General features: G+C 44.8%; 21 protein-coding genes and 1 tRNA gene. 3 read left to right on the top strand and 19 right to left on the bottom strand.

The features are described from left to right. Positions 1 to 61 precede the first annotated feature (61 nt). Complete coding sequence (locus AB4307_RS05975) at positions 62 to 1,423, top strand: sodium-dependent transporter (protein WP_372131407.1); 1,362 nt, start codon at positions 62 to 64, stop codon at positions 1,421 to 1,423. A gap of 204 nt (positions 1,424 to 1,627) precedes the next feature. On the opposite strand, the gene lipA is transcribed toward AB4307_RS05975, so the two are convergent. From lipA to leuS, 12 genes are all read right to left on the bottom strand, one after another. Next, complete coding sequence (gene lipA / locus AB4307_RS05970; protein WP_017064177.1) at positions 1,628 to 2,593, bottom strand: lipoyl synthase; 966 nt, start codon at positions 2,591 to 2,593, stop codon at positions 1,628 to 1,630. Positions 2,594 to 2,597: 4 nt separating this feature from the next. Further along, positions 2,598 to 3,257 carry a lipoyl(octanoyl) transferase LipB gene (gene lipB / locus AB4307_RS05965; protein WP_004737632.1) on the bottom strand — a complete coding sequence of 220 codons (660 nt, stop codon included), beginning with the start codon at positions 3,255 to 3,257 and terminating at the stop codon, positions 2,598 to 2,600. Between the two features lie 195 nt (positions 3,258 to 3,452). Then, positions 3,453 to 3,731, bottom strand: coding sequence for a DUF493 family protein YbeD (gene ybeD, locus AB4307_RS05960; protein ID WP_026084358.1), 279 nt, complete (start codon positions 3,729 to 3,731; stop codon positions 3,453 to 3,455). Between the two features lie 232 nt (positions 3,732 to 3,963). After that, positions 3,964 to 5,145: a serine hydrolase gene (locus AB4307_RS05955; protein WP_017068508.1), complete on the bottom strand. Its 1,182-nt coding sequence runs from the start codon at positions 5,143 to 5,145 to the stop codon at positions 3,964 to 3,966. 93 nt (positions 5,146 to 5,238) lie between these two features. Then, positions 5,239 to 6,078: a septal ring lytic transglycosylase RlpA family protein gene (locus AB4307_RS05950; RefSeq protein ID WP_372131405.1), complete on the bottom strand. Its 840-nt coding sequence runs from the start codon at positions 6,076 to 6,078 to the stop codon at positions 5,239 to 5,241. A 3-nt stretch (positions 6,079 to 6,081) separates the two neighbouring features. After that, positions 6,082 to 7,203, bottom strand: a complete 1,122-nt coding sequence (gene rodA / locus AB4307_RS05945) for a rod shape-determining protein RodA (RefSeq protein ID WP_017062334.1) — start codon at positions 7,201 to 7,203, stop codon at positions 6,082 to 6,084. After that, complete coding sequence (gene mrdA, locus AB4307_RS05940) at positions 7,203 to 9,095, bottom strand: penicillin-binding protein 2 (RefSeq protein WP_017068507.1); 1,893 nt, start codon at positions 9,093 to 9,095, stop codon at positions 7,203 to 7,205. Before mrdA ends, rodA begins: the two co-directional genes overlap by 1 nt. A gap of 6 nt (positions 9,096 to 9,101) precedes the next feature. Continuing rightward, positions 9,102 to 9,572: a 23S rRNA (pseudouridine(1915)-N(3))-methyltransferase RlmH gene (gene rlmH / locus AB4307_RS05935; protein WP_017068506.1), complete on the bottom strand. Its 471-nt coding sequence runs from the start codon at positions 9,570 to 9,572 to the stop codon at positions 9,102 to 9,104. A gap of 3 nt (positions 9,573 to 9,575) precedes the next feature. Continuing rightward, positions 9,576 to 9,893 carry a ribosome silencing factor gene (gene rsfS / locus AB4307_RS05930; RefSeq protein ID WP_004735247.1) on the bottom strand — a complete coding sequence of 106 codons (318 nt, stop codon included), beginning with the start codon at positions 9,891 to 9,893 and terminating at the stop codon, positions 9,576 to 9,578. A gap of 66 nt (positions 9,894 to 9,959) precedes the next feature. Further along, positions 9,960 to 10,985, bottom strand: a complete 1,026-nt coding sequence (gene holA / locus AB4307_RS05925) for a DNA polymerase III subunit delta (protein WP_017068505.1) — start codon at positions 10,983 to 10,985, stop codon at positions 9,960 to 9,962. 12 nt (positions 10,986 to 10,997) lie between these two features. Beyond that, the gene (locus AB4307_RS05920) at positions 10,998 to 11,636 is read right to left on the bottom strand and encodes an LPS-assembly lipoprotein LptE (RefSeq protein ID WP_017068504.1); all 639 of its coding nucleotides are present in this window, start codon (positions 11,634 to 11,636) and stop codon (positions 10,998 to 11,000) included. Between the two features lie 179 nt (positions 11,637 to 11,815). Further along, positions 11,816 to 14,392 carry a leucine--tRNA ligase gene (gene leuS, locus AB4307_RS05915; RefSeq protein WP_048614215.1) on the bottom strand — a complete coding sequence of 859 codons (2,577 nt, stop codon included), beginning with the start codon at positions 14,390 to 14,392 and terminating at the stop codon, positions 11,816 to 11,818. Between the two features lie 263 nt (positions 14,393 to 14,655). Here leuS and AB4307_RS05910 point away from each other — a divergent pair, with 263 nt between their 5' ends. Beyond that, positions 14,656 to 15,126, top strand: a complete 471-nt coding sequence (locus AB4307_RS05910; RefSeq protein WP_372131403.1) for a zinc ribbon-containing protein — start codon at positions 14,656 to 14,658, stop codon at positions 15,124 to 15,126. A gap of 90 nt (positions 15,127 to 15,216) precedes the next feature. Here the strand turns inward: AB4307_RS05910 and lnt are convergent, their stop codons facing one another. The 5 genes from lnt to miaB form a co-directional block, all read right to left on the bottom strand. Then, a complete protein-coding gene (gene lnt / locus AB4307_RS05905) occupies positions 15,217 to 16,734 on the bottom strand; it encodes an apolipoprotein N-acyltransferase (RefSeq protein WP_017064170.1) in 1,518 nt (505 codons plus the stop codon). Between the two features lie 32 nt (positions 16,735 to 16,766). Beyond that, positions 16,767 to 17,657 carry a CNNM family magnesium/cobalt transport protein CorC gene (gene corC / locus AB4307_RS05900; protein ID WP_012603382.1) on the bottom strand — a complete coding sequence of 297 codons (891 nt, stop codon included), beginning with the start codon at positions 17,655 to 17,657 and terminating at the stop codon, positions 16,767 to 16,769. Between the two features lie 120 nt (positions 17,658 to 17,777). Next, a complete protein-coding gene (ybeY, locus tag AB4307_RS05895; RefSeq protein WP_012603383.1) occupies positions 17,778 to 18,239 on the bottom strand; it encodes an rRNA maturation RNase YbeY in 462 nt (153 codons plus the stop codon). Further along, positions 18,240 to 19,361, bottom strand: coding sequence for a PhoH family protein (locus AB4307_RS05890; protein ID WP_372131401.1), 1,122 nt, complete (start codon positions 19,359 to 19,361; stop codon positions 18,240 to 18,242). Between the two features lie 163 nt (positions 19,362 to 19,524). After that, positions 19,525 to 20,949, bottom strand: coding sequence for a tRNA (N6-isopentenyl adenosine(37)-C2)-methylthiotransferase MiaB (miaB, locus tag AB4307_RS05885; RefSeq protein ID WP_065584439.1), 1,425 nt, complete (start codon positions 20,947 to 20,949; stop codon positions 19,525 to 19,527). 308 nt (positions 20,950 to 21,257) lie between these two features. On the opposite strand from miaB, the gene AB4307_RS05880 reads away from it, so the two are divergent. Beyond that, a complete protein-coding gene (locus AB4307_RS05880) occupies positions 21,258 to 22,433 on the top strand; it encodes a 2-octaprenyl-3-methyl-6-methoxy-1,4-benzoquinol hydroxylase (RefSeq protein WP_371725104.1) in 1,176 nt (391 codons plus the stop codon). A gap of 68 nt (positions 22,434 to 22,501) precedes the next feature. Here the strand turns inward: AB4307_RS05880 and AB4307_RS05875 are convergent, their stop codons facing one another. Both AB4307_RS05875 and AB4307_RS05870 read right to left on the bottom strand, forming a co-directional pair. Continuing rightward, positions 22,502 to 23,548 carry a lactonase family protein gene (locus tag AB4307_RS05875; protein WP_372131399.1) on the bottom strand — a complete coding sequence of 349 codons (1,047 nt, stop codon included), beginning with the start codon at positions 23,546 to 23,548 and terminating at the stop codon, positions 22,502 to 22,504. 158 nt (positions 23,549 to 23,706) lie between these two features. Further along, positions 23,707 to 23,791 (bottom strand) — tRNA-Leu (locus AB4307_RS05870). Positions 23,792 to 23,797 lie beyond the last annotated feature (6 nt).

Raw genomic sequence — 23,797 nt, 5'->3', positions numbered from 1 at the left:
CTATCATTGCTTTTTATTACTGTACTTCTCAACTAGTTCACTGATTTTTAATGCGGGCGATATGGACCAACAATCTTCCTCTTCAAGAGAGCACTTTAGCTCTCGTTTAGGTTTTATTTTAGCAGCGGCTGGTGCAGCGGTTGGCTTGGGTAATATTTGGGGTTTCCCGACTCAAGTTGCTAGCAACGGTGGTGGCGCTTTCCTTTTAGTCTATTTGATCATGATCTTCGTGGTTGCTTTCCCTATGTTGGTGGTTGAGATGGCTATAGGCCGTCACGGCCAAGCAAACCCAGTTGATAGCATGCGATCTTTGACGACAAACCCTTTGGGTAAGAAAGTCGGTGAGTTTGTCGGTTGGGTTGGACTGAGTGTACCAAGCGCAGTGTTGGCGTTTTACAGTATTGTTGGTGGCTGGTTGATCTGTTTCCTAATTGGTGCGGTCGCGGATCTTATCGGCCTAGAAGCGATTGCTGATTGGTTTAAGGGCTTCAGTGTTGAGCGCAACGTATTTGGTACCGTCGTGTTCTATGTACTGACTATCTTGATTGTGCAGGGCGGTGTTAAGCAAGGCATCGAGAAATGGTCGACTCGTTTGATGCCTGCGCTGTTTGTTTTATTTGGCTTATTGTTTGTTTACATCATGACGCAATCTGGCGCGATGGAAGGCCTAAAACATTACCTTATTCCAGACTTTGAGAAAGTGTGGGATAGAAAACTGATTCTGGCGGCAATGGGACAGGGGTTCTTCTCACTCACTATTGGCGGTTGCTCGATGTTGGTTTATGGCTCTTACTTAAGCAAGAAAGAGAACCTACCAAAAATGGCGATGAACGTAACTCTGGTGGATACTGCTGTCGCTTTTATTGCTGGATTAGTGGTGATGCCAGCAATGTTTGTTGCGATGCAAAAAGGCGTTCAAATCTACGCTGAAGACGGCTCACTATTAAGCTCTGACACTCTAGTATTCACGGTTTTGCCGTTGATGTTTGATAGTTTAGGTGTGCTTGGACAGATCTTTGCGATTGTGTTCTTTTTACTACTAACGATTGCTGCACTGACTTCTTCGATTTCGATGCTTGAAGGCCCGGTTGCGCTAGTGAGTGAGCGTTTCAATACTAGACGAACGCCAACAAGCTGGGTGATTGGTGGTGCTATCGCGCTGTTTAGTGTGGTGATTGTTTACAACTTTGCTGCGATGTTTGGCATGGTAGCGATGATTGCAACTCAGTATCTTCAACCAGTCGCTGCACTGATGTTCTGTGTGTTTGGTGGTTGGGTATGGAGCCGAGCTTCAAAAGTGAAAGAGCTTGAACAAGGCAGTCCTGATTTTCAACTTGGTTGGTTTGGTAAGGTTTGGCCAATGTATGTGAAGTTTGTGTGCCCAATTTTGGTAGCAACGGTTATCTGGGCATCTTTCGGTTAATGCAGAACCCTATCTGGGCTTTTTGAAATTACCTCCTCTGAACTTGAAATATTAAGCACAAAGCCACTCATAAAGAGTGGCTTTGTTGTTTTTATATAAAGCTTAGTGGCACGAAATATAAAGCTATAGCGGCACGAACAAGATAGAAAAAAGGCGCTGAACATAATATTCAGCGCCTTTGCATTGTTCGTTAAGCAATCGTGATTACTTAATTTCCATACCTTGAGCTTGCAAGTCCGCATGGTAAGAAGAACGTACAAACGGGCCACACGCTGCGTGAGTAAAGCCTAGCTCTAGAGCAATCTCTTTCAGCTCATCGAACTCAGAAGGCGGCACGTAGCGTTCTACTGGTAAGTGGTGACGGCTTGGTGCTAGGTATTGGCCTAGTGTCAGCATAGTCACACCATGTTCACGAAGGTCTTTCAGTACTTGAACGATCTCTTCTTTTGTCTCACCAAGACCCATCATCACACCTGATTTTGTTGGGATATCAGGGTGCTGCTCTTTGAATTTCTTCAGTAGATCAAGAGACCACTTGTAATTCGCACCTGGACGCGCTTTACGGTATAGACGTGGCGCTGTCTCTAGGTTGTGGTTGAAAACATCTGGCGGGTTGTCTTTCATTAGATCAAGTGCAACGTCCATACGACCACGGAAGTCTGGAACCAGTGTTTCGATACGAATATTTGGGTTGAGTTCGCGAATCTCACGGTTACAGTCAGCAAAGTGCTGAGCACCGCCATCACGCAAGTCATCACGGTCAACTGAAGTGATTACAACGTACTTCAGTTTCATGTCTTGAATTGTTTTAGCTAGTTTCTTCGGCTCTTCAGCTTCAGGAGCAACAGGACGACCATGGGCAACATCACAGAACGGGCAGCGACGAGTACAGATAGCGCCAAGAATCATAAACGTTGCCGTACCGTGGTTGAAACACTCGGCTAGGTTAGGACAAGACGCTTCTTCACAAACTGAGTGCAGGTTGTTTTTGCGCATTGCTGATTTGATTTCTTGAATACGATGGCTGTCTGAAGGAAGTTTAATCTTCATCCATTCAGGCTTACGTAGAACTTCTTTCTGTTCAGCAGGCATATTCTTTACGGGAATTAATGCCATTTTGTCAGCGTCACGATATTTAACGCCTTTTTCCATTTGGATTGGTTTGCTCATGATTTTATGCTTCTGCTGTAATGTTACTGGTGGCTTGAATGTCTACTTGGTCATAGCCGAGTAGCTCTACGAGCTCTTGTATTAACTGTTGCTCAACGTTTTCTAGTTCACTTGGTCCGCCGAGTTGGCTTACCTGCGCCATTTCCATACCTTGGTAACCACATGGGTTAATACGTAGGAATGGAGACAGGTCCATATCGACGTTGAGTGCTAGCCCGTGGAACGAGCAGCCACGTCGAATACGTAATCCGAGTGAACAGATTTTCTTGCCATCGACATAAACACCAGGAGCGTCAGGTCGGGCAGCTGAATCTATATTGTAAGCTTTCAGAGTATTGATTACGAGGTTCTCTATATGAGTAACCAAATCACGTACTCCGAATTTCTTGCGGCGGATGTTAATCAGAAAGTAAGCCACTAATTGGCCTGGGCCGTGATAAGTCACTTGGCCACCGCGATCGCTTTGTATTACAGGGATATCACCAGCATTTAATACATGCTCAGCTTTGCCTGCTTGTCCTTGAGTGAAGACAGGGTTGTGTTCAACCAACCAAACTTGGTCTACGTCTTCTTCCGTGCGTTCGTCTGTGAACTTATGCATGGCTTTCCATACAGGTTCGTAATCCTGACGGCCTAATTTTTTTACGATTAGCTTATTTTGCAAAGCTGCACTCCCTCAAGGATTAATAAAGTGAACGCATTATAAACGCGAAACATGATTCTAACTACAGACGGACTGCAAGGTTTTTCAACTTTCTTTGTATTTATTGAAAATTAAGTTGAATGAATTTGAGCTAGATAGGGTGCTTTAAACAAAAACAGCGGCAATAAGCCGCTGTTTTTCATGTGTAATCGGAGATTACAGAACCATACGAACGATTTCGATCTCGCCCAGTTCTTTATAAAGAGTTTCTACTTGCTCAATTGAAGTCGCAGTAATATTGATAGAAACAGAGTGGTAGTTACCTTTCGCACTTGGTTTTAGCGTTGGGCTGTAGTCACCAGGAGCATGACGCTGGATCACTTCTAGTACTAGCTCAGTCAGTTCTGGCTTAGCGTGGCCCATTACTTTGTAAGTGAATGAACAAGGGAACTCTAAGAGGTCTTTTAGTTTTGCATCAGAATTGATGTTCATGATTAGCTCCAAAAGGCTAGACTCTCGCAAATTGGCGAAATGTCGATAAAAAGCGTGTTCGGTCAACAGACACGAGTAATAATGCGGAATATTACGTGTAAATATCGCCGAACTCAAGATCAACAAAAGCCGCACATGGCGGCTTTTGGTTCGCTAATGAGTAAATCATGAACTTACTCATTAGGTTAACTATACAACAAGCTTAGGTTTTACCTAGAACAAACCTTTGGCTTGTTTAGAATAAACCCTTGAACAGAAGAACTAGGTAGTCCCATAGACGGCTGAATAGGCTGCCTTGGTCTACATCTTCAAGTGCTAGTAGTGGGTATTCAGCAACGTCTTCACCGTCTACTTGGTAGAATAGTTTACCAACCACATCGCCTTTGCTGATTGGCGCTTCTAGTTCTTTCTCAAGAACGAAGCTTGCCTTCAGGTTCTTAGCTTGACCACGAGGTAGCGTTACGAAAGTATCTTCGTCGACACCCAGTGCAACTGTGTCCTTGCTACCCATCCAGATCTTCTCTTCTACGAAGGTTTCACCGGCTGTGTGTGGTGCCACTGTTTCAAAGAAGCGGAAGCCGTAGCTAAGCAGTTTTTTGCTTTCTGTTTTACGAGCATTCGCATTCTTGGTGCCCATAACTACAGCCACTAGGCGCATTTTGCCTTCTGTCGCTGAGCTTACTAGGCTGTAACCTGCATTGCTTGTGTGGCCCGTTTTGATGCCATCAACGTTCATGCTCTTATCCCATAACAGACCGTTACGGTTGTATTGGGTGATGCCGTTGTATGTGAATTTCTTCTCTGAGTAGATACGGTACTCGTCTGGTACGTCGCGAATCAGCGCCTGACCAAGTAGCGCCATATCGTAAGGCGTTGAGTATAGGTTCGGGTTGTCTAGACCGTGCACGTTAGCAAAGTGCGTGTCTTTCATGCCGATAGAGCTTGCCCAAGCGTTCATTAGGTCAACGAATGCATCTTCAGAGCCAGCGATGTGTTCAGCCATAGCAACACATGCGTCGTTACCTGATTGAATGATGATACCGCGGTTTAATTCTTCAACTTTAACCGTAGTGCCCACTTCAACGAACATCTTAGATGAATCTGGGAAGTTTTTAGCCCAAGCATTTTCACTGATTACAACATCGTCGTTTAGGTTGATGTTGCCACGGTCGAGCTCTTGGCCGATCACGTAGCTCGTCATCATCTTGGTTAAACTTGCTGGAGAAAGCTGAGTATTCATCTCTTTCTCTGCTAGTACTTTGCCTGAATGGTAATCCATCAGAACAAAACCTTTAGCGGCGATTTGAGGTGCATCAGGAACAACAATAGGAGCGGCGAATGACGATGTAGCTATCGTTGCAGAAAGAGCAACAGAAGTAGCAAAAATCGATTTAACAAGTTTATTAGATTTAATCATTTTGAATGCAATTATTTGGTGAACTATTCATATATTAACAGAATCACTCTGTCACACCAGAGCGCTGATTACCAGAAGTAACTGTTAGATTAATTAGCGAGTTAGGGTGTGTTTTTTTATATAAGCTGACGGGTAACCCATTAGCTTAACTTGTTCTAATTTCTCTTGAGTCAGAGCATAGTCATGAAATGGCCCAATCATCAGACGGTATTTGTCATCATTTGGCTGCAAGAACGTTGCTACTTCTAGCTTTTCGGCTAGATCTTTCGCTAACTTTTCGGTCCTATCTTCATGTGGAGATGTTGCGACTTGAATAATAAATTGCGGTAAAGCAGCCTTTTTATTTGCGTCGGTTGGCATAGCCACAGTAATGACTTCAATCTCAACATTTGCCGTGCCGGTTCTCAACACATCGAGCTTGTAAGCTGCCGCATAACTAAGGTCAATGATTCGGCCTTCATGGAATGGGCCGCGGTCATTGATACGAACAATTGTCGTTTTGTTGTTGTCAGTATTCGTCACTTTTACATAGCTTGGAATTGGCAATGTTTTGTGCGCCGCAGACATCGAATACATGTCGTAGATCTCGCCGTTCGACGTTAAGTGGCCATGAAATTTCTTACCGTACCAAGAGGCTTTGCCTTTCTCAGTAAAACCTTCGGTTTTCTTTACGATCTTGTAGTCTTCGCCACGCAAAGTGTAATCCGTATTACCACCTAAACTATAAGGTTCATACTGAGGGTGAGCATCCTCGAGATGCTCTACTGAGATCGGTGCGTCTGGTGCAATATCTGAATCAATATCGTAGCGCCCTGTTGGCTGCTTTGAAGAACAACCATTGATTAAAATCGCTAGCCCCAAGATAGAGACTATTTTTTTGATTGGCAGCTCTTCAACCAAGGATGCTTTGTTTTGAAACGTTGTAATAGACATCGATTAGGTCGCCTTTGAGAATGCTTTTCTGTGTGTATGTATCGACATTAAAATACCAAAACCAGCCATGAGGGTAACCATTGAAGTACCGCCATAACTGACTAGAGGAAGAGGAACACCAACCACAGGTAGAATGCCACTTACCATGCCAATGTTTACAAAAATATAAACGAAGAAGCTCAGTACAATACTGCCGCCCATCATTCGACCGAATGCGGTTTGAGCTTGGCTCGCAAGCACTAAGCCACGTCCAATAATGAACAAGTAGATAGCAAGCAAGAACAATATACCAATCATGCCCCACTCTTCGGCAATGACCGCAAAAATGAAGTCGGTATGACGCTCTGGAATAAACTCTAGTTGAGATTGAGTGCCTTGCAGCCAACCTTTTCCTGAAATACCACCAGAGCCTATCGCAATCTTACTTTGAATGATGTGGTAACCCGCACCTAATGGATCTGATTCAGGATCAAAGAGGGTTCTTACACGTACCTTTTGATATTCACGCATCAAGAAGAACCATAAGATTGGAATAAATGCCCCTAACGCGATTGCCGCGCTAGCAATGATTTTCCAACTGATACCTGCCAGGAATATCACGAAGATACCTGATGCGGCGATAAGGATAGATGTACCTAGGTCAGGCTGCTTTGCGATTAGAATCGTCGGTACAAACACCATCACTAGCGAGATCGCTAATGTTTGGAATGTTGGTGGAAGTGAGCGCTTACCGATAAATCGTGCCAGCATCAAAGGCACCGCGAGCTTTAATAGCTCTGACGGTTGGAATCGAACAAAGCCGAAGTTTAACCAACGCTGGGCGCCTTTAGAGGCTTCACCAAAGAACAACACGCCCAATAGCAAGATGACACCACCTACAAATAGCAGTGGTGCCAAGGTTTCATAAGTGCGAGGTGAGATTTGCGCTAGGAAGATCATCACACCTAAAGACAGAGCCATGCGCATCGCCTGGCGATCCATCATCGCAAGGCTTTGTCCGCTTGCGCTGTACATGATCAGTAGGGCAAAGCCCATTAAAACCAGAATGCCGAGCAATAGCGGCAGGTCGATATGCAGCCTTTCGAATAGGGCTCTATTTCGTCCAGTTGAAGGATCAAGTTTCATTATTTAATTGGCTCACTTTGATAATCTTCTGCAAGGATAATATGGTCTAAAATCCTTCTTACTACTGGGCCGCCGTTAGAAGAACCGCCACCTGCGTTCTCTAGAACGATAGTCACGACGGCTTCAGGATCTTCAAAAGGCGCGTAACCCGTAAAGAGGGCGTGATCGCGTAAGTGCTCTGCGATTTCATCCGCGTTGTACTCTTCATCTTCTTTTAAGCCGAATACCTGCGCGGTACCCGATTTACCAGCGGTTTGGTAAGACATTTTCTGGAATGAACGTCTTGCCGTGCCTTTTTTACCGTGGTTAGCCAGCCTCATACCTTCCTGAGCGATATCCCAATACTTCTTCTTAACCCCGGTTAGCGGTGGGTAAGTTTCAATGTCCGACATGATTTGTTCATCGAATGGACGACCGTTATCAATGGTTGAACGAAGTAGGTGAGGTGCGGTTACTTCACCTTCATTGACCAAAACTGATGTGGCTTTTGCAATCTGCATGGGTGTTGCAGTCCAGTAGCCCTGTCCAATACCAACTGGAATAGTATCACCTTGATACCAAGGCACACGGTGTCTGGCCATCTTCCAATCACGAGTTGGCATATTGGCTTTGCTTTCTTCGTAGATATCGATGCCAGTATAATCACCAAAGCCGAACATCATCATCCATTTGGATATGCGATCAATGCCGAGATCATAAGCAATTTGGTAAAAGAAGGTATCCACCGACTCTTCAATCGCTTTTTCTATATCCACGACACCGTGTCCCCAACGCAACCAGTCACGGAATGGTCTCGTTTTTGAGTTTGGTATCTTCCAATAGCCTGGGTCATTGCGCGTAGTGTTTGGTGTAATAACACCTTCTTGCAGAGCAGCAACAGCAATGAAGGGTTTGATCGTCGATGCTGGTGGGTAAATCCCTAGCGTGGCACGGTTAACCAAAGGGCGGTTTTTGTCTTGAAGTAGCGCGTTATAGCCTTTAGACGAGATACCATGCACGAATGCGTTTGGGTCGTAGCTTGGGCTCGATACCATGGCTAACACGCCATTGTCTTTCGGATCGAGAACGATAGCTGAACCACGGCGGCCATCAAGTAACTTATGTACGTATAGCTGTAGCTTGATATCTAAGTTAAGTACGATATCTTTGCCTGGAACCGAAGGGACAAATTTGAGGGTACGAATCACTCGTCCACGACTGTTAACTTCGACTTCTTGGTAGCCAGCTGTACCGTGCAACATATCTTCGTAATAACGCTCAATACCCAACTTACCGATATCACGTGTAGCTTGGTAATTGGCGTCTTTTTCTTCTCGCATCAAGCGCTGCATATCACGGTCATTGATGCGCGATACATAGCCTATTACGTGAGTGAGCACATCACCGTAAGGGTAGAAACGCTTCAAAGTTCCCGTAACTTCAACACCTGGGAATTTGTGTTGGTTTACAGAGAAGACGGCAACTTGTTCTTCAGACAGTTGATTAAGAATAGGTACTGATTTAAAGCGTCGTGAATTACGACGATCACGATTAAAGCGCTCGATACGCTCTGGCGGGATCTCAATTAATGCTTGCAGACGAGCAAGCGTGTCATCCATATCTTTAATTTTTTCGGGTATGATTTCTAGATTGAAAACAGGACGGTTTTCGGCAAGAAGTATACCGTTGCGATCGTAAATCAAACCACGGTTAGGGGCGATCGGAACGACCTTGATACGGTTGTCGTTAGAACGAGTTTTATAGTCTTGGTATTGATTGACCTGAATGTTGTACAGGTTAACAACCAACATCGACATCATGACAATGATCCCCGCAAACGCAACAAAAGCACGGCTAGTAAATAGTCGTGCTTCTGCTTTGTAATCGCGGATTTGGCTACGTTTACGTAACATTAACGCTTATTCTCGATGATAAGGGTGGTTAGCAGTGATGCTCCAAGCTCGATACAAGCTTTCAGCCATGATAACGCGTACTAATGGGTGAGGGAGAGTAAGCGCAGACAGAGACCAACTTTGGTCTGCAGCCGCTTTACATGCAGGTGCTAATCCTTCAGGCCCGCCGATAAGGATAGAAACGTCACGTCCATCCAGCTTCCAACTTTCTAATTGCTCAGCAAGTTGAGGTGTATCCCACTTTCTACCTGGGATATCGAGCGTGACAATACGGTTGCCTTTTGGAACTGCAGCCAGCATCGCTTCACCTTCTTTTTGAAGAATGCGTGCAATATCTGCATTTTTACCGCGCTTTCCTGCAGTAATTTCAATGAGCTCTAATGGCATATCGTGAGGGAAGCGGCGTTTGTATTCTTGAAACCCTTCTTCAACCCACTTTGGCATTTTTGTGCCAACTGCGATTAACTGGATCTTCAAAGCTTAGCCCCAAAGTTTTTCTAGTTGGTACAGCTCACGATGCTCTTCTTGCATAACGTGAAGCATGCTTGTGCCCATATCTAGAACAACCCATTCACCTTCTTGCTGACCGTCCATACCTAGAGGTTGCATACCCGCTTTACGCACTTCATCAGCAACATGCTGTGCAATAGAGGCAACATGGCGTTTAGAGGTGCCAGTACAAACAATCATGTAATCAGTAACGCTTGATTTGCCTTCTACATCGATAGTTACAATCGATTCTGCTTTCATGTCGTCGGCTTTGTCTGCAAGAAAATCTTTTAGTTCTTCACGTAACACTGGGTGTTCCTTTAATCTGAATTTAGCTTTGTTTAGGGCTTGTTGACCCTAGAATATAACACGCTTTTATGCGTGGAATGGTATTGAAGCTGAAGGGATACAAAACTCTACGCTTAACTGATGAATTAGTGGCCAAGGCGACTGCTCATATTGAGTTTTTGTCATCAATTCAGCTTGAGTGAGCAACGCGAACAAAGAGTGTAATTGAGAAATCGAAACTCTTGTTAGCGCGGCGTTATAAAGAGGCTTTTTAGATTGCCAGATACGGTGTTTTTCGAAGACCTGACCAATCGGCATCTGTTTCATTTGTTGCTGCATTTGTAATAGCAGAGCAAGCTCTCGTTGTATGCTACGTAATAAAATGACGGGTTCGACACCTTCAGCTTCTAGCTGACGCAGGATTCGTTGTGCTCGGTTACCTTTGCCTGCCAATAACGCATCACTCCAATGGAATGGAGTAAAATGGTTGTGTCGACTCAGCGATTCTTCTAAGCGTACTAACGTGAGTTTTCCATCTGGGTATTGGAGAGCCAGTTTTTCTAGGCTTTGGGTGAGAGCAAATAGATTACCCTCATGCCATTGCGCCAGCATTTGAATCGCTTCAGGGTCTGGCGTTAAACCGATTTGACGGCAACGCGCTTGGACAAACTGAGGTAACCGACTGACATCTGGCGTTAGGCAACTGACCCAGTGACCCTGATTCGAAAGAGCCTTAAACCACTTAGCGCTTTCTTGAGCTTTGGTGAGCTTAGTGCCCACCAAGATTAACAAGATATCACTGTGGATATGCTCGGAGATTGCGAGTAGCTCTTTCGCTATTGCGGCATTGACGCCTGACTCTGGCAGTTCAAGCTCGATGACCTGACGGCTAGAGAATAGGCTCAGTGCTTGAGTGCAGTCGTAGACTTGATTCCAGTCGAGACTGCTATCAATCGCAAAGCGGTGACGTTCTTCAAAGCCTTGCTGTTTTGCAGCCTTTTGAATCGCTTCTCGGCTCTCTTGCAACAGTAGCGGTTCGTTACCAAAAATTAGGTAAACATTACTCAACTGTTTAATAAGTTGCTCTGATAAGCGGTCAGCAAAAATACGCATCAAATAAACCTATTACTCAGCCGAATCGCTAAGTGTTGGTTGTTCTTCTGAAGCTGGTACGATCTCAACATTCTTGATGTTGTATTGCTTTTCGAGTTCTTTCACTTGAACGTGCTCTAGTGCATCTAGGTCCATGCTATCAGCTGCAATGTTCGCTTTTAGTCGAGCCATCTGACGAAGGATTTGGCTTGTTGCCAACTTACGCATCTCATCTTCGATCATGTCTCGTTCAACCGACTTCGCAAGTGCAGTTAGCGGGTTATCTAGGTAACTACGGGTTACGCTGGTTGAGAACGTCTTTGAGCCTAGATCCGGGACAGTTACGCGGTATGAAGCGCGGAATGTCAGTTCTTTCTCTGCTGCACGAGTGTTTTGGTATAGAGACAGAGTTCGCTCACCTACGCTCTCACTAATAATATGCAGGTTAGGTGTATTCTCAGCCGGTGGCACAATTTCTACATCATTCATACGCAGTTGACCTTTCATCATACGTGTAAACGTACTGTATTGGTCGTAACTGGTTACGGAGATCTTGTTGAGTTCTTCTGGTACGGAGTAATCACCACGTAGGTGGAAACCACACGCACTTAATAGGCTGACGGTTAAAACAACAACAGTAACTTTCAATGAAGATAGTGAAATCAGGCGCATTATTTGATGGCTCTCATGAAGGTAGAATACTTATTTAAAGGCTTTAGTTCGTTTGAGTGGTTAGGCTCAAGTCTAAAGCGCTTAAATAAGTAGACAGGGCAATTAGCTACCCTGTCTACAGACTGCTTTTGATGAATTAAGTTCGTTAATTCTTTAGCAATTGCATTGTGCTAACGAAATTAGTTAGCAACGATGTTTAGAAGCTTACCTGGTACGAAGATAACTTTACGGATAGTTAAGCCATCTAGGAACTTCTTAGCGTTCTCATCGTTTAGACCAAGCTCACGAACTTGCTCTTCTGTTGCATCAGCAGCAACGGTTAGTTTCGCACGTAGCTTACCGTTGATCATAACAACGATAGTTTTCTCGTCTTCAACTAGCGCTTTCTCATCGAAAGTTGGCCATGTTGCTGAGTCTACGTTTGATTCACCAAGTGCAATCCACATTTCGTAAGAGATGTGTGGAGTCATTGGGTAAAGCATGCGTACTACCGCTTTTAGCGCTTCGTCAAGGATTGCACGGTCTTGTGCAGATTCTTGAGGTGCTTTCGCCAGCTTGTTCATCAGTTCCATGATTGCAGCGATTGCCGTGTTGAACGTTTGGCGACGGCCAATATCGTCCGTTACTTTCGCGATAGTTTTATGGATATCACGACGAAGTGCTTTTTGGTCGCCAGATAGCGCAGAAGCATCAACAGATTCAGCAGCACCCTTAGAAGAGTGAGCGTGAACCAATTTCCAAACACGTTTAAGGAAGCGGTTAGCCCCTTCAACGCCAGACTCTTGCCACTCAAGCGTCATGTCTGCAGGTGATGCAAACATCATGAATAGACGTACTGTATCAGCGCCGTACTTGTCTACCATCTCTTGTGGGTCGATACCGTTGTTCTTAGACTTAGACATTTTGATCATGCCTGAGTGTTCAACTTCACGACCTTGATCGTCGACTGCTTTTTCGATGCGACCTTTACCGTCACGTTCAACCGTTACGTCAGTCGGTGCAATCCACTCTTTGGTGCCTTTTTCGTTTTCGTGATAGAACGCGTCAGCCAGAACCATGCCTTGACATAGTAGTTGCTTGAACGGTTCATCAGACGTCACGTAGCCAGCATCACGTAGAAGCTTATGGAAGAAACGAGAGTAAAGCAGGTGCATACAAGCGTGCTCGATACCACCAACGTATTGGTCAACTGGTAGCCAGTAGTTTGCTTTCTCTGGATCTAGAATGTCGTCTGCTTGCGGTGAACAGTAACGTGCGTAGTACCAAGAAGACTCCATAAACGTATCGAACGTGTCAGTCTCACGTAGAGCGGGTTCGCCGTTGAATGTTGTTTCAGCCCAAGACTTGTCAGCCTTGATTGGGCTCGTTACGCCATCCATTACTACATCTTCAGGAAGAATGACTGGCAGTTGGTCTGCTGGTACTGGGTGAACTTCACCGTCTTCAGTGGTTACCATTGGGATTGGAGCGCCCCAGTAACGTTGACGAGATACACCCCAGTCACGTAGACGGAAGTTTACTGTCTTCTTACCTTTGCCTTCAGCTTCAAGCTTCGCAGCAATTGCATCGAATGCTTCTTGGAACGCAAGACCATCGAATTCACCAGAATCAAACAGTACACCTTTTTCAGTGTAAGCCGCTTCAGACACGTCTAGTTCAGAACCATCTTCAGGTTTGATTACTGGGATGATATCGATGCCGTACTTAGTTGCGAACTCGTAGTCACGTTGATCGTGAGCAGGAACCGCCATTACCGCACCTGTGCCGTAATCCATAAGTACGAAGTTTGCTACGTATACAGGAACAACACGACCGTTAAGAGGGTGGATAGCCGTTAGGCCAGTATCCATACCTTTCTTTTCCATCGTTGCGAGTTCAGCTTCAGCAACTTTAGTGTTACGACACTCTTCAACGAATGCAGCAAGCTCTGGGTTGTTCTTCGATGCTTTCTCTGCAAGAGGGTGACCTGCAGCGATACCAACGTAAGAAACACCCATTAGTGTATCTGGACGTGTTGTGTACACTTCTAATGGTGCTTCTTCGCCGTTAACAGCGAAAGATAGCTCAACACCTTCAGAGCGGCCGATCCAGTTGCGCTGCATGGTCTTAACCATTTCAGGCCAACCTTCAAGGTTGTCTAGATCGTCTAGTAGCTCTTGAGCGTACTCAGTGATTTTAATAAACCACTGTGGAATTTTCTTTTGCTCTACTGGAGTGTCACAACGCCAGCAACAACCGTCTTCTACTTGCTCATTTGCCAGTACTGTTTGGTCGTTTGGACACCAGTTCACTGAAGATGTCTTCTTGTAAACCAGGCCTTTTTCGTAAAGCTTAGTGAAGAACTCTTGTTCCCAACGGTAGTACTCTGGAGTACACGTTGCGAATTCACGGTTCCAGTCGTAACCAAAACCTAGAAGCTTAAGCTGGTTCTTCATGTACTCAATGTTTTCGTAAGTCCATGGTGCAGGTGCTGTATTGTTTTTAACAGCGGCGTTTTCTGCAGGTAGGCCGAATGCATCCCAACCAATTGGCTGCATTACGTTTTTGCCTTGTAGACGTTGGAAACGAGATACCACATCACCGATGGTGTAGTTACGCACGTGACCCATGTGCAGTCGGCCACTTGGGTAAGGGAACATAGAAAGACAGTAGAATTTTTCTTTGTTTGGGTCTTCACTTACAACGAAAGTCTCGCTGTTATCCCAGTGTTGTTGAACCTTTTGTTCAATCTCTTGCGGGTTATATTGTTCTTGCATCGATGGTATCCGGTTATCTTGGAATTTGTGAGTTCGGTTAGAACAGAATCTTACAGATCGTCATAGAATACCTAAAGGAGCTGAGTACAACAATAGTTATACCCTTCATACTTGCAGTTGCCGCTTAGTAGATTGTGTAATTTTCACTGAATTTCGCAGGGCAACTATACTTAAGAGTATGAATTGCATTTGTTTGTAAGCGGGAGTGCATTGCAGCGCATCCGTTTGCTCACTAAAAGGTTGGTTATCTTAAGGAGGTTGTTATGCCGAAGAAAAAAGCGCTCTATGAAGAAGTCGTCGCAGAGGTGATTGAAACGCTGAAGCATAGCCCTGAAGAGCTCAACAACAAAATCGAAACGTCGGGCAAGTTTGCGAAAGCAGCTAATGATATGACTAAAGATGAGCTTTCATTGATCTCTGCCTACGTGAAGTCGGACTTAAAAGAGTTTTCCGAAAGCTATGAAGAGAGTAAAAGCGGTCCATTCTATTTGATGATTGCGGACTCTATTTGGCAAGGGCTGTTGGATATTACTGATCGTACTAAGGTGGAATGGGTTGAACTGTTCCAAGACTTAGAACACCAAGGCTTGTATCAAGCGGGTGAAGTCATTGGCTTGGGAACCTTAGTATGTGACGAGTGTGGTCACCAAACCGAATATAACCACCCAACCAATATCATTCCATGCATTAAATGTGGTTCTAAAGGGTTTAGTCGTAAAGCCCTTAAACCGTAAGCTTCTGAACCATAGCGTATCAACGCAAAACCACAGCAATGAAAAAGGGTTGACCCGATCAGTCAACCCTCAAATCACTTTTCGTCGAATCTAGCTTTTTGGCTTTCTAATTACCCAACCAATCACCAAACTGAGCATCGCCCAGATATACAGTGGCCAAGTACCTACTGTGTGATAAGGCGTTTGACCATCCGTTGAAATGAGTTCAGCTTTTAACACTGCCGTTTCAAACTGAGGCACTTGCTTGATTATATTGCCTTTGTAATCAGTAACTGCCGTCACACCGTTGTTGGTCGAGCGAATAACCGGCTTACCAAGCTCCAGAGCACGCATCTGTGCAATTTCCATATGTTGAAGAGGGCCAATCGAACGACCAAACCACGCATCGTTAGAGAGCGTTAAAATAAAGTCAGTCTCGTCGGTTACGTTCTGTCTAACTTGATCATTAAAGATGATCTCATAACACAGTGCCGGCGCTAAGTGACGACCATTTGCCACTATGTTTGGTTGAACAAAGTCGCCACGGCTAAATGATGACATTGGCAAGTTAAAGAAAGGTGCTAATGGACGCAAGATATCTTCAAACGGCACAAACTCACCAAATGGTAACAGGTGGTGTTTATGGTAGCGTTCGTCTGGATCGTAGCTGTACTCACCGTATGGATTCACACCGAGAGAAAGAACACTGTTGTAGTATTTCTTATCTTCAGACTGATTCAGCACACCGGTAATGATCGAACTGTTGTTCATCTTCGCTGCGCTATCCAAGTTACGTAGGAAAGATGGGATCTCAACTTCGAATGCTGGAATAGCCGCTTCAGGCCAGATGATGATATCCGCTCCCCAGTTTTCTCTGCTTAGGTCGGTGTACTTCATCATGGTTGGCCAGCGATGACTCGGTAGCCATTTACTGTCTTGATCGACGTTGCCTTGTATCAAGACGACTGACGTGGTTTTTTCAGGGTTCGGCGTGACCCAGTCGATGTTGCGAATACCAAAGCCTGCACTAAATACGACGGCGGGAATGAGAGCGATGCTCCAAGCCCGGTTAACAATCGCATAAGTGAATGCAGAGGCTGAAACAATGATCGCTAAAGTTACTAGCTCTACGCCGCCAATCGGTGCAAATGAACCCAATGGCGAATCGATTTGGCTGTAGCCTAACCAAAGCCAAGGGAAGCCCGTCATTACCCAGCCACGCAGCCAATCACAGACTAGCCAGAATGCAGGAGCTGCAAGGAAAAAGCGGCTTAGGTTATTGGCAGGGAAGAATTTATTCAAACCCCAGGTAAATAGCCCTGAATAAACGGCTAGGTAGCCAACAAGCAATGCCATCAAAAATAGGTTGGCTGCCAGTGGCATGCCGCCAAAACCATCAATGCTGACGTATACCCAGCTGATACCTGTGGTGAATTGACCTAAACCCCATGCGTAGCCAATCCAAAGCGCACTTTTAGGAGAGCGGTTGTGGATCAGTAACAGCAGCAAAGCTGGGCTGAGAATAGCAAGAGGCCATATAGAGTATGGAGCGAATGAAAGGGTGGTTATAGCGCCAACAAAAACGGCCGCAAGCGGCCGTAATAGGCGATGAATAAAGGTATTAGTCATCTAATTTCTGTCATCTCTTTAGAGAGAAGTTGTTATTCTTCGATAGTCGGAAGAGGCTGTTCGTCAGGAATGGTTACCTGTAGCTGAATCACACGACGGTTATCTGCTGATGTTATTTTGAAATGGTAGTTTTCGATTTCTACAATTTCGCCACGAACCGGCAGGTGGCCGAGTGCTGTCATAACCATGCCGCCTACCGTATCCACTTCGTCGTCACTAAAGGCAGTGTTAAACGTATCGTTGAACTCTTCAATAGTGGTTAAAGCTTTTACAGAGAAGGTATGCTTACTCAGCTTACGAATATCTAGCTCTTCTTCATCGTCGAACTCGTCTTCAATTTCACCAACGATTTCTTCGAGGATATCTTCAATGGTTACCAGGCCAGAAACTCCACCAAACTCATCGACAACGATAGACATGTGGTAACGCTCTTCTTGGAACTCCTTAAGCAGGCGATCAACTCGCTTACTTTCAGGAACAACCACGACAGGGCGAATCACTTGTTCGATATCAAATGGAGCACTTTCTGAACCCAAATACTTAAGTAGGTCCTTCGCTAATAGAATGCCTTCAACATGGTCTTTATCTTCACTGATCACTGGGTAGCGAGAGTGTTGAGCATCAGTAATGAGCGCAATCAATGTATCTAGATCATCTGTGCGTTCAACTGTAACCATTTGAGAGCGAGGCAGCATGATATCGCGTACTCGCATCTCTGAAATTTCCATAACACCCTCGAGCATGTCGCGTGTGTCGTGGTCAATTAGGTCATTAATTTCTGAGTCGCGGATTACATCTACGAGCTCTTGGCGATCTTTTACTTCACCTTGAAATAGTTGGCCTAGGCGTTCAAAGAAGGACTTTCTACTCGGACCTTCAGATTTTTTACTTCCCTCAGAAGTGGGGGGGTTACCTTCGTTCATGATTTCTCAAAAAATAACGCTATCAGAAGTGTGATAGCACACGTTACAACTCAGATTCCTGTGAAAATCACAGGTTCGATGAGTTATTGTTTCTCTGCAACCTACTTTACTAGAATCAATTTACTTTTCTAGAATGTAAGGGTCTTCAAACCCCATAGATTGCATGATTTCTGTCTCGAGTGACTCCATCTCTTCAGCTTCATCATCTTCGATATGATCATAACCTAGCAGATGCAGACTGCCATGTACAACCATATGAGCCCAGTGTGCTAGCAGAGGCTTACTTTGCTCTTCTGCTTCTTTTTCGACAACTTGGCGGCAGATAATGAGGTCGCCCAGTAGATCTAACTCGATCCCTGGAGGAGCCTCGAATGGAAAAGACAACACGTTAGTTGGCTTATCTTTGCCACGATATTCATGATTGAGCTGGTGGCTTTCTTGTGTATCAACGATACGAACCGTCAACTCAGCGTTCTCTTGAAACTGAGGAATTGTCTTGTCCAACCAAAGCTGAATATCTTGCTCAGTTGGAAGACCTTGCTCATTTTCGACCGCTAATTGCAGGTCTAGTTCAATAGACATCTATTTATCACCTTGTTCTGCAATTACAGAGCTATTTTGTGTTGCTAATTGTGTCGTAACTACCTGCTGAGCCTCAAGAAGTTTGGCTTCACGCTCTTCACGTTTACGCTTTTCAAACTCTTTGCGCTCTTTCTGGTCTTTTGCTTCCCACTTCTCGTATGCGTTGACGATACGAGCAACTACAGGGTGACGAACGACGTCTTCAGACATGAAGAAGTTAAAGCTAATGTCGTCGACCTCATTGAGCACTTCAGTCGCATGGCGTAAGCCTGATTTTGCACCACGAGGTAAATCGATTTGCGTAATATCACCTGTGATCACAGCGCGTGAGTTAAAACCGATACGGGTTAAGAACATCTTCATCTGTTCTACCGTGGTGTTTTGGCTCTCATCAAGAATGATAAACGCATCATTCAATGTACGACCACGCATGTAAGCCAGTGGCGCGACTTCAATTACGTTACGTTCAATCAGCTTCTCAACTCGCTCAAAGCCAAGCATCTCAAACAGCGCATCGTAAAGTGGACGTAAATATGGGTCTACTTTTTGGCTTAAATCACCCGGTAGGAAACCAAGCTTCTCACCGGCTTCAACAGCAGGGCGCGTCAATAGAATGCGACGAATCTCTTGGCGTTCAAGTGCATCAACTGCTGCAGCAACGGCTAAGTAGGTTTTACCTGTACCTGCTGGCCCAATACCAAAGGTGATGTCATGAGTCACCATGTTCATTAGGTACTGTGCTTGGTTTGGCGTTCGAGGTTTGATGACGCCTTTTTTAGTCTTAATGGTCATTTCTTTGCCGTAGTCAATTTCAGACTCGACGTGTTGCTCCAAAATGCCTGACTCGGTGATCGCCAGATGTATTTGCTCTGGTTCGATATCGATTATGTTGCCTTTAACTGGAGCCGTTTCAACATAGAGGTGTTTGATGATGTCTAAAGCTGCGGCTGTAGTGTGAGGCTTACCGACAATGGTGAAAAAGTTGCTACGGTAATTAATCTCAACGCCCAGACGACGCTCAAGATGCTTGATGTTGTCGTCAAATGGTCCGCATAAACTTGCCAAGCGCTTGTTGTCTGCTGGTTCTAGATTTATCTCTAAGGTAACGATTTTATTGCTCAAATTAGCCTCTCATTTTGTGCCACTCACTCTTAAATAAAACAAAGAGCAAAAAGCCCGATTTAGACCGGGCTTCTGATGGTGATATCCCTATTTCTAAGATGGTCACTTAGTTAGGTAATTTCAAGCTTTGTGTTTGCGCTTTGTGCTCAAACAGTTGTATTGCCTATGGCGTAAATGTCGCTACACCTAGCTCGTCTTCACGTTTTGTTTTTTCCATCATTTCTGCTGGAGTCATAACAACGCGTAGACCCATGTCTTTTTCTGTGCGAACTAGCTCACCACGTAGTGAGTTGGTGTAAACCTCAGTGATCTTCACATCTACGAATTGACCGATTAGGTCTGCAGAACCTTCGAAGTTCACAACACGGCTGTTTTCTGTACGGCCGCGAAGTTCCATTAGGTTCTTTCTTGATGGGCCTTCAACAAGGATACGTTGCTCTGTGCCTAACATTAGACGAGAGAAACGCATAGCTTGTGTGTTTACCGTTTGCTGCAGTTCGTACAGACGATCTTTCTTCTCTTGTGCTGGTACATCACATGGGTAATCTGCCGCTGGCGTACCTGGACGTGGAGAGAAAACAAAGCTGAAGCTCATATCGAAATCAACGTCTTTAATTAGCTTCATTGTATCTTGGAAGTCTTGCTTAGACTCACCAGGGAAACCAACAATAAAGTCAGAGCTGATTTGAATGTCAGGGCGAGCTTTACGCAGTTTACGGATAATAGATTTGTACTCGATAGCCGTATGTGGGCGCTTCATCATCGTAAGAATACGGTCACTACCACTTTGTACTGGTAGGTGAAGGAAGCTCACTAGCTCTGGTGTGTCTTTGTAAACTTCAATGATGTCGTCACCAAACTCAAGCGGGTGGCTTGTTGTGAAACGAATACGGTCGATACCGTCGATAGAAGCAACAAGACGAAGCAGTTCTGCGAATGAACAGATATCGCCTTCGTGTGTTGGACCGCGGTATGCGTTTACGTTTTGACCTAGCAGGTTAACTTCACGTACGCCTTGCTCTGCAAGTTGAGCAACTTCGAAAAGTACATCATCCATTGGACGGCTAACTTCTTCGCCACGTGTGTATGGTACAACGCAGTAAGTACAGTATTTAGAACAACCTTCCATGATAGAAACGAACGCCGTCGCGCCTTCAGCTTTTGGCTCTGGCAGGTTATCGAACTTTTCGATCTCTGGGAAAGAGATATCCATTACTGGCTTTTCGTTAGACAGTGATGATTTAATCATCTCTGGCAAACGGTGTAATGTTTGTGGGCCAAAGATAACGTCTACGTAAGGCGCACGTTGACGAATGTGATCACCTTCTTGAGTCGCTACACAGCCACCCACACCGATCACCACACCTTCTTTTTTATCTTTAAGCGTTTTCCAACGACCAAGCTGGTGGAATACTTTTTCTTGCGCTTTTTCGCGGATAGAACAAGTATTCAATAGTAGTACGTCTGCTTCCTCAGGTACTTCAGTTAGCTCATAGCCATTTGCAGCGTTAAGCAGGTCGGCCATTTTTGATGAATCGTATTCATTCATCTGACAGCCCCAAGTTTTAATTAGCAGTTTCTTACTCATTATATGTTCGCTCGATCGTTAGTTTAATTTAAGGGAGCAAATCGCCCATTATTCATCCGCTAGCCCCGTTTGTCATAATTCGGTATTCAATTTTATGACAGGCTCTAGCGGCAAGCGGCGTATTGTACTGGTTTCAAAACCGACTGACTAGTAGTCTGAACAAATCTCTTATGTAGTGGTTTTTATTATCGTTAACGCCATATACCATAAGGGATAACCCTTTTTTCGAATAAGGTTTTTGGTTACAAGTTAGTTATGAAAAAGTACAATCAAAAACAGTCAAAGAATCAAACTGATAAGTACGAAATATGAACAGTTACGATATTGTAGTAGTCGGTGGCGGCATGGTTGGCGCAGCAACAGCAATCGGTTTTGCAAAGCAAGGTCTGAGTGTTGCGGTGATCGAAGGTTTTGCCCCACAAGCATTTGATGAGTCGCAAGCGATGGATATTCGAGTGTCAGCGATTTCTCAGGCGTCAGTCGATTTACTTGACGATCTTGGTGCATGGCAGAACATAGCAGCAATGCGAGTTTGCTCTTACAAGCGCTTAGAGACTTGGGAACACCCAGAATGTCGTACTCGATTTGATGCTGCCTCACTAGACCTTCCTCGTTTGGGCTATATCGTTGAGAACAGACTCATTCAATTAGGTTTATGGTCTCAATTTGATGCCTACGACAATCTCGAACTGTTATGCCCAGAAAAGCTCGATGTGATTGAGTTTGGTGAAATCAATATCGTAAAGCTTCAATCAGGGGCTGAGTTGTCTGCGAAGTGGGTGGTTGGTGCTGATGGTGCGAATTCAGCCGTTCGCCAACAAGCTGGAATTGGCATCACGGCTTGGGATTATCGACAACACTGTATGCTTATCAATGTAGAAACAGAACAACCTCAGCAAGATATTACTTGGCAGCAATTTCTACCAAGTGGCCCTCGTTCATTTTTGCCTTTGTGTTCTCTAACCTCTGACGGTCAAGAAGTCGGGCTGGGCTCGTTAGTTTGGTATGATTCTCCACTGCGTATTAAGCAACTGTCAGCAATGGCCCCTGAAAAACTACGTAACGAAGTACTTACTCACTTTCCTAAAGAGTTAGGTGATATCAAAGTCTTGAATTCGGGTTCTTTTCCTCTGACACGACGTCATGCTCAATCATACTCGAAGAATAACTGTATTTTGGTCGGAGACTCTGCGCATACCATCAACCCTTTGGCTGGGCAGGGTGTTAACTTAGGCTTCAAAGATGTATCAGTACTGCTGGATGTCACCAAAGAAAAGGGTGAATTGAACCAGTCTGTAGCAAGACGCTACGAGGTGATGAGAAGAGGTGACAACCTAGTGATGCAAAGCGGTATGGATTTCTTCTATAAGACATTCAGCAACGACATTGGTCCACTTAAGTTTGTGCGTAATGCTGCACTCAAGCTAGCAGAGAACTCAGGGCCGATTAAAGCTCAAGTGTTGAAGTATGCCCTGGGCCTTTAATTGAGTATTACAGACACTTTATAAAGAGAAGGAGAGCGAATGCTCTCCTTTTTTGTATCAGATGACTACTATCGCTGTTGCGTCACACAAACCGGTGCATCGATCTCTAAAGAGTACCCTGTATAAACCAAAGACCCATCTTCATTATCTCGCTTGAATGAGGTGATGTTGTTGGAGTGCTGGTTGGCGGCGATAAGCCATTTCCCATCGTTCGTTATATGGAAGTCTCTTGGGAATTTGCCTTCAGTGTCGTAGTTATCAATGAAAGTCAGCCTTTGAGTCTCAGAGTCGATTTTGAAGCTACTGATTCTTGATTGGTGTCGACATGACACATAAAGGAATTGCTCATCAGGCGATAGCTTAATCGCAGCTGCGGCTTCTCCCTTCTCCATATTAGGCAATGCATCAATCTCTTCCACTACATTCCAAATGCCTAAAACCTTTTCCAAAGTCAGCAACGTTTCAGAGAGTTCACAGACCACATAGGCTCTGTCTTCAGCTTTGTTAAAGATTAAATGGCGAGGTCCATTGCCGGCGGGCACCTTAATAGACAGCATTGGTTCATCAAGGAACTCTTCTTGCTCTTCATCAAAGCAATAGAAGTTGATGCGATCGGTGCCGAGATCGACAGTCACAAACTGTGGTGAGTTTTGTAAGAACAGGCATTGATGGGCGTGTGGGCTAGTTTGTCTCTCTTTGTTTGGCCCGGAACCAACCATCTGGATTGTTTTGAGTCGTTTATCGATGCTGCCGTTGATACTTAAGCTAAAAATATCGAATGTGCCTGATGAGTATTGCGACGTGATAGCAAACTTATTGTGTGGATCTATCGCGACGTGACAAGGGTGATCTCCCGAGATGAGGCTTGTATTGTGTGTTAGCTGTGAATCAACATTAGGTATATGAATGAGCTGGGGCTGTTTTTGCTGGTCCACTTCCGATGCAGTATAGATCCCAGTCTTTGTTACAGTAATAAAAGAGGGGTTAGTACATTTGATGATCAGCTCTAGAGGTAATAGTTTTCCTGTTTCTAGATCTAACTGAGTTTGATAAACACCTTGGCTTTTACTTGGTGTATCTGTGTAGCAACCGATCGTTAAGGGGAGGGGGTTCATAGGCTAGTCGTACTCAATTAGAAAATGGAGCTGACATTGTCTTATAAAATCGTATTAAAAGTGAGGTTATAGAAGAGAATACTTGGTGACTTGGCTAGCAGATTTGCATATTCCAGATAAAACAAAACCCAGCTAAAAAGCTGGGTTCTATTTAATGATGGTGCGGTCGGAGAGACTTGAACTCTCACACCTCTCGGCGCCAGAACCTAAATCTGGTGCGTCTACCAATTCCGCCACGACCGCAGCAAA

Origin of the sequence: Vibrio sp. 10N.261.52.C2 (assembly GCF_041471425.1) — a bacterium.
Classification (GTDB): Bacteria; Pseudomonadota; Gammaproteobacteria; order Enterobacterales; family Vibrionaceae; genus Vibrio; species Vibrio crassostreae_C.
Note: the sequence above shows the minus strand (reverse complement) of the source record. Positions and strands in the feature narration are given on the sequence as shown.

What these genes read in the sequence shown, in the direction of transcription:
- AB4307_RS05975 (WP_372131407.1), top strand. Translation starts at nt 62, where the DNA reads ATGGACCAACAATCTTCCTCTTCAAGAGAGCACTTTAGCTCTCGTTTA.
- lipA (WP_017064177.1), bottom strand. Translation starts at nt 2,593, where the DNA reads ATGAGCAAACCAATCCAAATGGAAAAAGGCGTTAAATATCGTGACGCT.
- AB4307_RS05955 (WP_017068508.1), bottom strand. Translation starts at nt 5,145, where the DNA reads ATGATTAAATCTAATAAACTTGTTAAATCGATTTTTGCTACTTCTGTT.
- AB4307_RS05950 (WP_372131405.1), bottom strand. Translation starts at nt 6,078, where the DNA reads ATGTCTATTACAACGTTTCAAAACAAAGCATCCTTGGTTGAAGAGCTG.
- rodA (WP_017062334.1), bottom strand. Translation starts at nt 7,203, where the DNA reads ATGAAACTTGATCCTTCAACTGGACGAAATAGAGCCCTATTCGAAAGG.
- mrdA (WP_017068507.1), bottom strand. Translation starts at nt 9,095, where the DNA reads ATGTTACGTAAACGTAGCCAAATCCGCGATTACAAAGCAGAAGCACGA.
- holA (WP_017068505.1), bottom strand. Translation starts at nt 10,985, where the DNA reads ATGCGTATTTTTGCTGACCGCTTATCAGAGCAACTTATTAAACAGTTG.
- AB4307_RS05920 (WP_017068504.1), bottom strand. Translation starts at nt 11,636, where the DNA reads ATGCGCCTGATTTCACTATCTTCATTGAAAGTTACTGTTGTTGTTTTA.
- leuS (WP_048614215.1), bottom strand. Translation starts at nt 14,392, where the DNA reads ATGCAAGAACAATATAACCCGCAAGAGATTGAACAAAAGGTTCAACAA.
- AB4307_RS05910 (WP_372131403.1), top strand. Translation starts at nt 14,656, where the DNA reads ATGCCGAAGAAAAAAGCGCTCTATGAAGAAGTCGTCGCAGAGGTGATT.
- lnt (WP_017064170.1), bottom strand. Translation starts at nt 16,734, where the DNA reads ATGACTAATACCTTTATTCATCGCCTATTACGGCCGCTTGCGGCCGTT.
- corC (WP_012603382.1), bottom strand. Translation starts at nt 17,657, where the DNA reads ATGAACGAAGGTAACCCCCCCACTTCTGAGGGAAGTAAAAAATCTGAA.
- ybeY (WP_012603383.1), bottom strand. Translation starts at nt 18,239, where the DNA reads ATGTCTATTGAACTAGACCTGCAATTAGCGGTCGAAAATGAGCAAGGT.
- miaB (WP_065584439.1), bottom strand. Translation starts at nt 20,949, where the DNA reads ATGAGTAAGAAACTGCTAATTAAAACTTGGGGCTGTCAGATGAATGAA.
- AB4307_RS05880 (WP_371725104.1), top strand. Translation starts at nt 21,258, where the DNA reads ATGAACAGTTACGATATTGTAGTAGTCGGTGGCGGCATGGTTGGCGCA.
- AB4307_RS05875 (WP_372131399.1), bottom strand. Translation starts at nt 23,548, where the DNA reads ATGAACCCCCTCCCCTTAACGATCGGTTGCTACACAGATACACCAAGT.